The 13,137-nt window shown below is 67.5% G+C and carries 11 protein-coding genes; 5 read left to right on the top strand and 6 right to left on the bottom strand.

Annotated features, from left to right (window positions below):
* Positions 1-161 precede the first annotated feature (161 nt).
* Complete coding sequence (locus CV1CTNOD_RS03405) at positions 162-1,388, top strand: cytochrome P450 (protein ID WP_131784702.1); 1,227 nt, start codon at positions 162-164, stop codon at positions 1,386-1,388.
* Positions 1,389-1,420: 32 nt separating this feature from the next.
* On the opposite strand, the gene CV1CTNOD_RS03400 is transcribed toward CV1CTNOD_RS03405, so the two are convergent.
* Both CV1CTNOD_RS03400 and CV1CTNOD_RS24370 read right to left on the bottom strand, forming a co-directional pair.
* On the bottom strand, positions 1,421-2,524 hold the full coding sequence (locus CV1CTNOD_RS03400; RefSeq protein ID WP_131784701.1) for an MBL fold metallo-hydrolase: 1,104 nt from the start codon (positions 2,522-2,524) through the stop codon (positions 1,421-1,423).
* Positions 2,525-2,656: 132 nt separating this feature from the next.
* Positions 2,657-2,815, bottom strand: a complete 159-nt coding sequence (locus CV1CTNOD_RS24370; RefSeq protein WP_165485293.1) for a hypothetical protein — start codon at positions 2,813-2,815, stop codon at positions 2,657-2,659.
* Positions 2,816-3,323: 508 nt separating this feature from the next.
* Here CV1CTNOD_RS24370 and CV1CTNOD_RS03395 point away from each other — a divergent pair.
* A complete protein-coding gene (locus CV1CTNOD_RS03395) occupies positions 3,324-4,388 on the top strand; it encodes a lysylphosphatidylglycerol synthase transmembrane domain-containing protein (protein ID WP_165485294.1) in 1,065 nt (354 codons plus the stop codon).
* A gap of 116 nt (positions 4,389-4,504) precedes the next feature.
* On the top strand, positions 4,505-4,948 hold the full coding sequence (locus CV1CTNOD_RS03390; RefSeq protein WP_131784699.1) for a peptidoglycan-binding domain-containing protein: 444 nt from the start codon (positions 4,505-4,507) through the stop codon (positions 4,946-4,948).
* Positions 4,949-5,017: 69 nt separating this feature from the next.
* On the opposite strand, the gene CV1CTNOD_RS03385 is transcribed toward CV1CTNOD_RS03390, so the two are convergent.
* From CV1CTNOD_RS03385 to CV1CTNOD_RS03370, 4 genes are all read right to left on the bottom strand, one after another.
* A complete protein-coding gene (locus CV1CTNOD_RS03385; protein ID WP_131784698.1) occupies positions 5,018-6,352 on the bottom strand; it encodes an LLM class flavin-dependent oxidoreductase in 1,335 nt (444 codons plus the stop codon).
* A 156-nt stretch (positions 6,353-6,508) separates the two neighbouring features.
* A complete protein-coding gene (locus tag CV1CTNOD_RS03380) occupies positions 6,509-7,375 on the bottom strand; it encodes an ABC transporter permease (protein WP_131784697.1) in 867 nt (288 codons plus the stop codon).
* Positions 7,362-8,288 (bottom strand): ABC transporter ATP-binding protein, encoded by a 927-nt coding sequence (locus CV1CTNOD_RS03375; protein ID WP_242606326.1) that lies wholly within the window; start codon positions 8,286-8,288, stop codon positions 7,362-7,364. The genes CV1CTNOD_RS03380 and CV1CTNOD_RS03375 overlap by 14 nt, the downstream gene beginning before the upstream one ends.
* 150 nt (positions 8,289-8,438) lie before the next feature.
* On the bottom strand, positions 8,439-9,479 hold the full coding sequence (locus CV1CTNOD_RS03370; RefSeq protein WP_131784696.1) for an ABC transporter substrate-binding protein: 1,041 nt from the start codon (positions 9,477-9,479) through the stop codon (positions 8,439-8,441).
* 693 nt (positions 9,480-10,172) lie between these two features.
* Between CV1CTNOD_RS03370 and CV1CTNOD_RS03365 the strand changes: the two genes are divergently transcribed.
* Together CV1CTNOD_RS03365 and CV1CTNOD_RS03360 are read left to right on the top strand one after the other, a co-directional pair.
* Positions 10,173-10,913, top strand: coding sequence for a PadR family transcriptional regulator (locus tag CV1CTNOD_RS03365; protein ID WP_131769446.1), 741 nt, complete (start codon positions 10,173-10,175; stop codon positions 10,911-10,913).
* Positions 10,914-11,196: 283 nt separating this feature from the next.
* On the top strand, positions 11,197-13,089 hold the full coding sequence (locus CV1CTNOD_RS03360; RefSeq protein ID WP_131784695.1) for a serine/threonine-protein kinase: 1,893 nt from the start codon (positions 11,197-11,199) through the stop codon (positions 13,087-13,089).
* Positions 13,090-13,137 lie beyond the last annotated feature (48 nt).

Here is a 13,137-nt window from a genome sequence, read left to right as displayed (position 1 = left end):
CGGAACCAATTGAGGAACGGTCAGTACACACTTCTTCAAAAGGCGTCATCTGACGGTTCCCGCGACGTTCACCGGCCGGCAAGAAACCGATGTTCATATGCGACAGAAGCGGCGGCCGGTGCCGCCTGCCGTACGGTCGAGCATCGGGAGAGGCGGAGCAGATGGACGGTACGACGGTCGCCGGTCTGGTATTCGACATGTTCAGCCCGGCCCGCCGCGCCGACCCCTATCCCTGCTACCACGCCGCTCGCGAGGTCGGGGCGCTGGTACCCAGCCCGCTCGGCGCGTACCTGGTCACCGGCTATCGTGACTGCACGACCGTGCTGCAGGACCCCGCCTGGGGCCACGGATATTCCGACGGAATCAGCCCCTTCCGGCCGGGGGTGGCCGCCGACGACATTCCCGGCTCCTTCATCCGGATGGACCCTCCCGACCACACCCGGCTGCGCGGCCTGGTCGGTCGGGCGTTCACCCCGCGCGAAATCGGAGGACTGCGGCCCAGAATCGAACGGATCGCGGCCGAACTGTTCGACGCGGTGGTGGACGCCGGCGAGATCGAAATCGTCGACGCACTCGCCTCCCGAATACCACTGACAATCATCTGCGACCTCCTGGGCGTACCCGCAGAGGGCTATTCGCGGTTCGACGGCTGGGCGCGCGCGCTCGCGCGGGGCCTGGATCCCGACGTCCTGCTGTCGCCGGAGGAACTGCGGCAACGCGACGACGCCGCCGACGCGTTCAACGAGTACTTCCGGGACGTCGTGGCGCAGCGGCGCGCCCGTCCCGGCGACGATCTGATCAGCCGGCTTGCTGCCCTGGAACAGGATGGTGACCGCCTGACCGGGACCGAGCTGCTCGACATCTGCGTCCTGCTCCTCTTCGGCGGCTACGAGACCACGGTGCACATGACCGGGAACTGTGTGCTGGCGCTGGGTCGCCATCCCGAGCAGCTCGCGCTCCTACGCACGCGGCCGGACCTCGCCCCGGCCGCGGTCGACGAACTGCTCCGGTTCGACCCGCCGGTGCAGTTCACCAACCGCGTCGCGCTCCAGGAACGGCAGCTGGCCGGACGGACCTTCGCCCGGGGCGAGGGGGTGGTGATACTGATCGCCGGCGCCAACCGCGACCCGCGGATCTTCCCCGCCCCCGACCGTCTCGACCTCACCCGCTTCGCCGGAGGTGGCCTGGGCCCACGTCACCTGGCCTTCGGCCTGGGCGTGCACTTCTGCCTCGGCGCCCAGCTCGCCCGGATGGAACTCGAGATCATCCTGGCCATGCTGGTCCGGCGCGTGACCGCGATCGACATCCTCGACAGCTCACCCAACTACCACGACACCCTCACCATCCGCGGCCTGCGCAACCTGCGGGTCCGTCTCCGGTCGGGCTGACCGGCTGGCGCACCTCAGGCCGGCGGTTCACCTCAGGCCGGCGGCACATCCCGGGGCAGCGGCACATCCCAGGGCAGCGACATATCCCGGGGCGGCACGGTCTCGGTTGCCAGCCTGGACGCCCGACCCGGTGACGCCGGTCCGACGGCGAAAGGGCCTGCCACGGGAACGGCCATGGACTCGCCGTGGGCGAGCACGCGCACCTGCGCGGACAGGTCGGCGGCGCCGGCCAGGCGGGCGAACTCGCGTCCGGGTTCGTGAAAGCGATCGGGACGCACGCGGTCGAAACCGATCGGCCAGAAGGTGCCGTAGTGGATGGGTACGGCCACCGCCGGCGGCCCGGCAACCGGCGCCGGCCCCGTCGACCGCCCGGTCTGGACCGGCGCCGGCCGAGCGGAGACCAGCGGTGGGGGGACCGGCCGCGGACGGAGCGTCCGCCGTACCGCCTCGACCGCGCCGGCCGGGTCGAGGTGCCCGGGACCGAGGTTGGGTCCCCAGCCGCCGACCGGGACAAGGGCGAGGTCGAGGCCGAGCGGGACGAGATCGGCCATGGCATCGTGCAAGGCTGTGTCCCCGGCGAACCACACCGTCCGTGTGCCGGTCACCACGAATCCCAGCGCCGGGCCGCGGTGGCGCGACCATGGCCCACGCGAACCGTCATGCTCGGCGGGCACCGCCAGCACGTCCAGGCCCGCGGCGGCGTCCACGCCGCCATCGTGGTCGCCGCCATCGTGGTCGCCGCGGTCGAGGCCACCGCGGTCACCGTCACCGCCGCCGGTCGCGCCGATCCGACCTGCTCCGCCGTCACGGGAGGTCACTCGGACACGGTCCCCGGGCACCATCTCCACGCAGCGTTCGGCGAGCGCCGGGTGCCGGCGGGCCAGCAGGGCGGCGCCGCCGCGCGGCAGGATGATCGGCGCCGTCGGCGGGAGCAGCTTCAGCGACGGGATGTCGAGATGGTCGGCGTGCAGGTGCGAGACAACCGCGGCGTCTACCTGCGTGGCCTCGGTCGCCGGGCGTGCACCGGCGCGCCTACGCAGGTGGGCGATCCGCGTCCCGAACACGGGATCGGTCACCAACCGCGTGCCCGCATCGGAGATCACAACCGTGCTGTGCCCCCACCACGTGACGTCCACATCACCAGTGTGCCCGCAGACTGCGATCTCTTCGTCCGATCCCGCTCTCCGTCCGGTCCTGACCGCTGGTGGCAGTCTTGACCATCGGCGATGATCACAGCTACCAACAGTAATCCCCGCTGCCGGTGGCGGTCATCCCGGTGACGCGGGCGCGGCGGGGAACTGGGGACCCGCGACATAGAAGACGCCCTGGCCGACCGCCTTCACCATCGAACCCAACAGATCCGGACTCGCCGCCACCAGCTCCTTGCCGAACCCCTCAGCGTCGGTCACAGTCGGACGCACGACCATCGCGTTTCCTCCTCCTCCTCCTCCTCCTCCTCCTCCTCGAGTTCTTGCCTGTTCTCGAAAAGGATCACGCGGTGGTCGCTTCACGTCACGGACCGCCACTCCGGCGAGTCGCTAGACGATCACGCCCCGTACACCACGTCCGTGGACTCCACTCATTCGGCCACCCGGGTTCGCCTCATCAGGAAGCATCGCACCTGCTCACTCACTCGTGATCAATACCGACACGAACCGTCACGGCCCGGACTGGCACCGGTGGATTCATGCCGCACCTTTTATTATCACGTTCGGTGACACGTCGATGCGCCATCGGCCGTGCTCCCGTGTTCCTGCGTGGTGACGGGGTAGATGATCCCATCGATAGGTCACCATGAGATGCGATGCATGGTTTTACGACAACGACTTCCCGCCGCCGGCCCGCGGAGCGCTGTACCCGCCCGCGGCGTTGCCCACGGGGGTCCACCGGTGGTCATGCCGACACGACAGCGGGGGGATCCGCGAGCATGGGCCGATGACAGCGGTGCGGGTGCCGCCGTGGCTGCGCCGGGGTGCCGCGATCGTGGTGCTGCTGCTGATCATCGAGTACGCGGTGTTACCGCAACTCGCCGGTGCGCGCAAGGCCCTGGAGACGTTCTCCGGCGTGGAACCACGCTATCTGGTGGTCGGCCTGTTGTTGGAGGCGGCATCCCTGCTCGCCTACGCGATGCTGACCCGCAGCGTGCTCGCCCGCGAGGACCGGCCGTCCCTGTGGACGCTGATACGGATCGACCTGACGACCCTCGGCGTCAGCCACATGCTCCCAGGTGGTGCCGCCACCGCGAGCGCGTTGCGCTACCGTCTGCAGCGCAGCGCCGGGATCAACGCCTCCGAGGCGGTGTCCGCCGCGGCGATCCAGGGTGCCGGCTCGGCGGTCGTCCTGAACGTGATCCTGTGGATCGGCCTGTTGATCTCCATTCCGAGCCGGGGCGGCAATCCGATCTACGGCACAGCCGCGGCGGTGGGGACGTTGCTGATCGCAGCCGTCTTCATCGGAGTGGTACTGCTCACCCGCGGCAGTGAACGCACCGTCCGCATCGTCCGTTCCATCGCCCACCGCGTCCCGGGGCTGTCGCCGGACGGTGCCGAACAGCTCGTCCGTACCTTTGCCGATCGTCTCCGGGTTCTGGGCGCGGACAAGCCCCTGCTCATCAGGGCGACGCTGTGGGCGGCTGCGAACTGGCTGCTCGACGCCGCGTCCCTGTGGGTGTTCCTGTACGCCTACGGCCACGCCACACCCCTGGACGGCCTGCTGGTCGCCTACGGGCTCGCCAACGTGCTGGCCGCCATCCCGATCGCGCCCGGCGGGATTGGGATCATCGAAGGGGTGCTCGTCCCCACGCTCGTCGGTTTCAGCGCGACCCGGGCCGTAGCGCTGCTGGGGGTCGTGACCTGGCGCCTGGCGAACTTCTGGCTTCCCATCCCGACCGCGGCCCTCGCCTACCTGTCGCTGCGGACGGGGTCGCTGCGTCACCGTCGACTACCGCAGCAACGACCGTGGAACGATCCGGACACGATCAAAGAAGAGATCACGACATGACACGAGCTGCCACCCCCGGCCAGATCCACGACTGACAGACGCCAGACCATCACTCATAGTGTTTCGAGGTGGCCATCACCGGTCACCGCAGGAACCAACCGCTGAGGAGGCTGACCATGTCGTCTTTGACCTGGCCCCTGCAAAAGAACGGCAGCAGTCGCGAACCAGTACAGACCGTGCAGTACCTGTTGCGCGCGCACGGATACTCCGTGGCCATCGACGGTCTCTTCGGGGCGTCGACCGAGGCCGCGGTGCGCGCCTTCCAGTCGTCCGCCGGGCTTGGGGCCGACGGTGCCGTCGGCGACCAGACCTGGCCGGCACTCGTCATCGTCATCCGTGAGGGTGACAGGAGCGAAAAGGGCGACGCAGTACGCGCCGTCCAGGACCAGGCGAACGCCCGGATCGGCGACCCCGCGAACTTCCTCCCCGTGGACGGTGTCTTCGGTCGGCGGACGGACGCCTGGGTGCGGGACTTCCAGCGCAACGCCGGGATCACCGCCGACGGGATCGTCGGACCCGTCACCTGGAACCATCTCGTCAAGGACGAACCGAACATCTGACCAGCCGGAACCAGGCACGCGTCGGTGGGCACCGATGGGCGCCGTCCCGGCCCCGGTGCCGATCGGCGATCAGACTCGGGCGGCCAGCCGGTTTGCGGGTCGGGGCAGGCCGTAGTGGTCACGCAGGGTGCGTCCGGTGTACTCGGTGCGGAACAGGCCGCGGCGCTGCAGGATCGGCACCACCAGGTCGACGAAGTCCGCCAGCCCGCCGGGCAGGAACGGCGGCATGATGTTGAAGCCGTCGGCCGCGTCCTGCGTGAACCACTCCTCGAGCTGGTCGGCGATCTGTTCGGGCGCGCCTGCGAAGACGCGGTGGCCGCGACCGCCACCCAACCGGGCGATCAGCTGCCGGAGGTTCAGCCCGTCGCGCCGAGCAAGCTCGGCGACCAGGGTGAACCGGCTCTTGTTACCGTTGATGGCCCGCTCGTCGGGAAGGTCGGGCAGCGGCCCGTCCAACGGGAGGCCCGTGAGGTCGACGCCGACCATGTTGGACAGCTGCGCCAGGCCGTACTCGGGAATCTGTAGCGCCGTGAGCTCCTCCTCCAGCTCCCGGGCCCGGGCTTCGGTGTCACCGATGATCGGACAGATGCCGGGGAGGATCTTCACGTCCTCGGGTGCGCGCCCGTAACGGGCCAGGCGTGACTTCAGGTCCTTGTAGAAGGTCTGGCCGTCGGCGAGGGTCTGCTGGGCGGTGAAGACCGCTTCGGCATACTGCGCCGCGAACTCCTTGCCGTCCTCGGAGGAGCCTGCCTGCACCAGCAGCGGATATCCCTGCGGGGAACGCTGGACGTTGAGCGGTCCCTGAACACGGAAGAACTCGCCGACATGTCCGAGCTGGTGAATCCTGCCGGTGTCGGCGTAGATCCCGCTCGCCCGGTCGATGACCGGGGCCTCATCCTCCCAGCTGTCCCACAGCTTGGTGGCGACGTCGACGAACTCCCGCGCCCGGGAGTACCGCAGACTGTGCTCAAGGTGTTCGTCCAGGCCGAAGTTTCGGGCCTCGTCGAGGCTGCTGGAAGTGACGATGTTCCAGCCGGCCCGCCCGCCGCTGATGTGGTCGAGGGAGGCGAACTTGCGGGCGACGTGGAAGGGCTCGTTGAAGGTCGTCGAGGCGGTGGCGATCAGGCCGATGCGCTCGGTGACCGCGGCCAGCGCGGAGAGCAGGGTGATCGGCTCGAAACCGCCCAGCACGTTGTGCCGGACCTTGCCCCACAGCGCGAGTCCGTCGGCCAGAAACAGGGAGTCGAGCTTGCCTCGCTCGGCCGTGCGCGCGAGCTCCTGAAAGTACTTCAGGTCGGTGGCGCGTTCGGGCTGGGTCCGGGGGTGACGCCAGGCGGCGTCATGGTGTCCGGCGTTCATCAGGAACGCGTTGAGGTGAAACTTCCGGTTGCCGGCGGCAGGCATGACGTCCCTCTTTCCACGGGCGGCTTCACTATGGACGGGTGAACAGGTGTTCCAGCGTTTCCCAGCCCCTGCGGGCAGACACAATAAAGCCTTGCTCGCGCACCCGTCGGCCGGCTCGGGGCCGGGAAGAGCTAAGCCGGGAAGAATGAGGAACAGCTAGGCATTCGGGGCCACCCGCCACCTGGTGAAGCGCCGTTCCAGGGCGAGCAGTCCCTGGTTGATGATGAGGCCGATAGCCGAGATCGTGATGATTCCCGCGTACATCTCAGGGATCGCGAAGTTCGACTGGGCATAGTTGATCAGGTAGCCGAGTCCAGCTTTGGCACCGACCAGTTCGGCCGCGACGAGCACCAGGATGGCATAGGCTCCCGCCAGCCGGATACCCGTGAAGATCGTGGGCACAGCGGCGGGAAGAATGACTTTCTGGAACAGCCGCAGCGACGACAGCCCCATCGACCGCGCGGATTTGACGAGCAGAGGGTCCACGCCCCTGACACCGCTGATCGTGTTCAGCAGCAGCGGCCAGACGCAGGCATAGACAATGATAGCGATCTTCGAAGTCTCCCCCAGTCCGAAGATCAGTACAAATACCGGGAGCAAGGCCAGCGGAGCGGTGTTACGGAAGACCTCCAGCACTGGGTTGAGGAACTGGTCCACCAGCCGGAACCAACCGATGAGCAGCCCCAACGGAAGCGCGATCAGGATGGCGAGGGCAAAGCCGCTGGCTGCCCGGGTGAGGCTCGCGGAGGTGTGCTCCCACAGGTCGCCACCGCGAAGCAGCACCACCCATTCGTCGGCGACCTCGGAGAAGGGCGGCAGGAACACCCGATCGACCGCACCGACCCGCGGGAGCACCTCCCAGGCCGCCAGCAGGACCAGAATGCCCACAACCCGACGGGAGATCCCGGCGCTGATCCTGCGTGCCGCGAGCAGCCGCCCGCGGCGAGGGATGGCGGCCGGTGATCGGGGGGTGACGGCAAGCCGGGTTTCGGCCCCGGTACGGGCTTCGTCAACGATGGCCAACGCTGGTCACTTCCTTCTCTCCATGCCCCACGACATCCGTGAGCGCCGCGTCGCCGGAGGTCGCGCCGGGGCTGCTGGACGCCCGCTCACGCGAGGACTGCTCGTCACGCTCGGCCTGCTGAGCCCTGGCCACCTCCTCGTGCAACAGCTCCCAGACCTGATGCCGGTAGCGAACGAAATCGGGGTCGGAGCGCAGGTCCTTCCCGTCCGTACGGGCGGTGATGGGGATGTCGACGATCTGCTTGATCCGGCCGGGACGGGACGTCATCACCGCGACCCGCTGACCGAGGTACACCGCTTCGTCGATACCGTGCGTGACGAAAAGAATCGTCTTGCCGGTCTTACCCCAGATCCGCAGGAGTTCGTCCTGCATGGTCTCGCGCGTCTGGGCGTCCAACGCGGCAAAAGGCTCGTCGAGCAGCAGCACGGTCGGGTCATAGGCCAGACTCCGCGCGATCGCCACCCGCTGTTTCATACCGCCCGACAGTTCGTGGGGATATCGATGCTCGAAGCCGCTGAGCCCCACGAGGTCGAGGTAATGCCGGGCCAGGGCTGAACGCTGCGACCGCGCCACCTTCTTGGCCTCGAGGCCGAATTCGACATTGCCGAGGGCGGTCCGCCACGGGAACAGTGCATATTGCTGGAAGACGATCCCCCGGTCAAGCCCGGGACCTGAGATCGGCGTGTTGTCGACGAGTACCTGACCACCGCTCACGCCGGTCAGTCCACCGAGGATATCAAGCAGGGTGGATTTCCCGCAGCCGCTGGGACCGACCAGAGCCAGGAACTCACCGCTGCGGATGTGCAGATCCACGCCGTCGACCGCGGTGAACTCGCTGACGGTGCTGCGCAGGCCGCCGTGGCTGCGGACGGCGAACCTCTTCGTGACGTTCCTGAATTCTATTGTGCTCATTGCCGATCATCTCTCGGTGTCGGTGAGGGATGATTCCCGGCGCCGCGGGCGGCGGCGTCGGGAATCCCGCGTCCGGGAGGGAGGAGCCGCGGTCGTGCCGTTCCAGTGGCCACGGAGAGCCCTCCGTGGCTTTCCCGAGAACGGGTCCCGTCAGGAACCCGCTCGGAAGGGGTTGAATGCGTTGGTGAAGAGTTCGGCCGGGGCGACGTCCTTCTTCAGCTGACCGTTCGCTTTCAACCAGTCGGTCCACCGGGTGAAGTCCGCATCCTCGATGAGCCCGCCCTTGCCGGCGACCCCGTATCCCTTGAAGTACTGGATCGCGGTCGTGTCCTCCTTGCGGTCACGCTTGGCGATGATGTCCTTGAAGCGGGCGATGACCTGGTCGCGGGGAGTTGTTCTGGACCATTCGATGGCCTTGCCCACGCCTTCGACGAACTGCCTGGTCGTCGTCGGGTTCTTTTTGATGAAGTCCTCTCTGAGCACATAGCTGCCCGCCGTGAACGGGCCGAAGAGATCGTAGTCGCTGAAGATCTGGTGAATCCCGCCCCTGGTCAGCGCCTTGTCCCGCAGAATTCCGCTGAGCACCGCGACGTCAATCTGCTTCTCGCGCAGCGACTGCTCGGTGTTGACCGGTGGGACAACCGTCGGTATCACTTTCTTGATCTCATCCTGGCTGAGACCGCCTTGTTTGAGATACTCGTCCAGGATCGCCTCGTAGTGCGCTCCCAGCGTGTTCATCCCGATTTTCTTTCCGAACAGGTCGCGAGGCGACGTGATCGGGCTTCCGTCGAGAACGTAGAACCCACCGAAGATGTCTTTGTCGATCCCGTAGCTACCAACCACCGACTTGATCGGCGAACCCGCGGCGATCAGCTTGATGATCGCCCCGTTGAAAGCCTGGCCGAAGTCGACGTCCCCGGTGGCGGTCGATTGGATGTCCTGCGGGCCGCTGATCGTGTTACCGATCCACTTGAGCGTGATCGGGCCGAGGTAACCGAGGTCGGCCGCAAGCTCCACCGGTGTGACCGCGCCGACGGATCCCTGATAGCGCAGTTCGGTCTGTTCGGCCCCGGCGGCACCGCCGCCGTCATCCTGCCCGCAGGCCGCCAGAATCAGCGTCGCGACCAGGGCGACGGCTACTGGAAGAACCCTCGGTCGGCGCCGAACAGCACGTCGAACACTGTGGTGCATGGTAAGGTCGTAATTCCTCTCGGGTTTGTCTGCGGACCGGTCAGCCGGCCTGCACGGCCCCGGGCGGCGGTAAAGTGGCATCGATCGACCACACCATTGAAAATCGACCTGATATCACGGCGATACGCAGCACGAAAATGACAGCCACGGGAAATCAAGGTGGCACCGTTGACGCAACGCCATTCCCGCTGGAATGGTCGGCGAGAAAAAGACGAACCTGACGCAGGATGTGTGCTACGGCCGTTGCGGCCGGCAGAAGAGAACCAGGTCAGACGGAACACATGGCGCTGGCGACACGGAGGAAGTCCACCGCGCGCCGAACCGACAGTCTGATATCCCTTGGCATGTTATGCACTATGTCAGTCGACAAGCGGAGCTGTCAACAAGTTGGCCCGGAATTCTGTGGAGTGCGGACGCGCCGACAAGAACGTAACCGTCCAGCTACCTTGAGAATCTGATTATTTTCGGGCAATGCTTAATTCTGGTTTGCGCCGGATGGCGCTATTCGGAGGATGGTTCCGGATAGCGCCCACGGGAACTGGCCGCACAGACCTCCCCGGCCCTGTCACAAGATCGTGAAATCCACCCGGATCCGGTGCCGCCGTCGCCGGAGGAGGAGGCTCCCGCCACCTTGCCCAACGGTGCATCGCGATATATCGTGAGCGAACGCGATACAACGATTGGAGAGTCATCGTGCACGCACAGGAATTTCCCGGATCATGGCCCTGGAGCCGCGGTAGGCACGACGGCCCCGGGTTCGACCGCATCCAGACGGCAGCCGCCGAAGATCGCGGCAGGTGGCACCACAGCAGGCACGGTGGATACGGCAGGCACGGTGCGCCCGGTGCCGTCCCGTTCGGCCCCGACTTCCCCGGCCCGCTGCCCGGACCGGGCTTTCCCAGCCCTGGCTTCGGGCCGGGCGCTCGGGGTTTCTTCCCCGGAGGCCGCGGCCGCGGCGCGAAGGTCAGGCGCGGCGACGTCCGCACAGCGCTTCTCGCCCTGCTCGCCGAGGCCCCGATGCACGGCTATCAAATGATCAACGAGCTTGCCGAACGCAGCCACGGTGCGTGGCGGCCTAGTCCCGGTTCGGTCTACCCCGTCCTCCAGCTGCTCACCGACGAGGAACTCGTCCGAGCCGAGGAAAGTGACGGCAAGCGGGTGTTCCACCTGACCGACGCGGGACGCGCCTACACCGATGCCCGCGCGGACGAGCCCAAACCATGGGACACGGCCGCGGCTGCCGCCGACCACGGCCTGACCGATCTGCGGTCACTGGCGTTCGGAGTGGGCGCGGCGGTCGTGCAGGTCGCTCAGGCCGGCAGCGACGCCCAGGTCCAAGCCGCGCAGAAGATCCTCGTGGATGCCCGCCGTGCGCTTTACCGCATCCTCGCCGAGGACGCCCCCGGCGAACCGGACGACAGCCAGGAGGACTGACCCCAGCTGGCTCCCCGGACTGGCCTCGGCTGGCCCCCGATGTCCGCCGGGCCCGATCCTGCGATCGACAACGGGCCCGGTCCCGGCGGGGACGGATGGTCGGCCAAGCCCGCGGAATCGTTCCGGCCGGCTGTGCCAGTTCGGGGCGGATACGCCACCCCCTGCCGTTCTCAGCCGCTCTTACCCGACTTACCCAGTGTCACGTGGAGTGTCGGTTTCGCCCTCAAGGACCTGAAGATGATGGGATGGGCATGGTTTCTCCGGGGGGAAGGGGGCTCCTGCCATGCAGAAGCTGGGCTCTGGCTACGTCCTGCACGAACCGATCGGCCGAGGCGCGTTCGGTCAGGTCTGGCGAGGATCCACCGTCGACGGCGACCGTCCGGTCGCGGTGAAGGTGCTGCGTGGAGAGCTCGCCGACGACCCCGAGGTGGTCGCCAGATTCGTCCAGGAACGGTCTGTGCTGCTCGGCTTCAGTGATCCGCACCTTGTCACCGTCCAGGACCTCGTCGTCGAGGGAGACACGCTCGCGATCGTCATGGATCTCGTCAACGGCGTCGATCTGCGCGTCTATCTGCGTGAACGCGGAAAGCTGGAGCTGACCGCGGCGGTCGCCCTGACCTGCCAGGTACTGCGTGCGCTGAAAACCGTGCACGCGGCCGGCATCGTCCACCGTGACCTCAAACCCGCCAACGTGCTCGTCGACGTCACCGATCCCGACGATCCACAGGCCCGCCTGACCGACTTCGGCGTTGCCCGGCTGGCACACGGGCCGTCCCTGACCCGCCTCACCGGAATGATCGGGACGCCGATGTACATGGCGCCGGAACTGGCACACCGTGAGCACGCACAACCTCCGGCCGACATCTACAGCGCGGGAATCATGCTGTACGAACTCCTCGCCGGCAACCCACCGTTCTCGGCGCCACACCCGGTCGCGCTCCTGCGTGCCCACATGGAGGATGCGCCGAAACCCATACCGGGTCTGCCACCGGCGCTGTGGGACATGATCGCCCGGATGCTCGCCAAGGCGCAGGCCGACCGTCCCACGGCGGACGCGGCCGAGCGTGCGCTGGCAGAGCTGACAACATCCGGATTTCAGCCTGTGGTCGTGCCCACCGTCCCCGGACCGGACGGTGTCGGGCTGGACGGCCCTGAACTCGCCGGCGCCGGCACGGACAGGGACGCGACCGCGGTGCTGCCCGGGGATGCGACGATCGTGGCCCCGCGCCGAGCGAGCGTCGTCGCCACGCCCGGGGCCGTGCCGCCGGTCGACCGCTCCTGGAGCACCCCGGCGCACGCGGCCCCGGACGTCAGCCAGGCCCCCACCGCACTTGCCCACGTAAAATCGCTCACCGGCACGACGTCCGCACAGGCAGGGGCATCCTCCCCACCTCCGCCGCCGTTCGAGATGCAACCGATCGCCCAGCGACCGGACGATGCCTACGGCGGGCCGGCACGACCGGACGGACACCGGCGGGTTCCCATAGCTGTCATTGTCGCGGTCGCCGCGGTCACGTTGCTGGCCGTGGGTGCCGGCATCCTGCTGCTGACCGGCAACGACGACAACGAGGCAACCGTCAGTGCGCGCCCGGCGTCGACGTCGAACAGCGCCGCGACAACGCAGGCGCCCAGTCCCACCGCAATCCCGACGACGCAGAGCCCGACGCCGGCGCCGGCATCCACCCCGCCATCTGACAAGATCCCCGCGGCACAGGCAACCGCCGCCGACACCGGTTCAGGCAGCACCGGCGGTTCGGGAGATGCAACTGGCACCGAGGGGCGGGCACCGGCCGCCAGGCGGTCCACAGCGGCGGCACCAGCAGCCGCACCAGCACCGAAGAGCTACGACATGCCATCCGGGTTCCTGGGCTCATGGTCCGGGACGGTCAGTCAACCCGACTCGACGTCATACACAGTGAAGCTCACACTCACCAACGGTGACATCGGACAGAATGTGGGACGGGCGTCCTACCCGGAACTCGGCTGCATAGCCGATCTCTATCTGACCGACGTGGCGGGTTCGACGATCCGGGTGCAGGGCCGGCTGGTGGTGAATTCGTACAACAACTGCGTGGCGGCAACACTTGATCTCGGTCTGCGGTCGAGTTCGTCGATGAACTACCTTGCGCAGTCGCCGGGATTCTCAGGGGGTGCCAGCGCGGTCCTCTACCGCTGAACGATCGCACCGCCTTCGGCCACGATCCCTCTTCACAGGGCCTGAAGG

The organism is Protofrankia symbiont of Coriaria ruscifolia (assembly GCF_900634745.1).
Taxonomy (GTDB): domain Bacteria; phylum Actinomycetota; class Actinomycetes; order Frankiales; family Frankiaceae; genus Protofrankia; species Protofrankia californiensis.
This window is presented reverse-complemented; position numbering and strand designations above follow the sequence as displayed.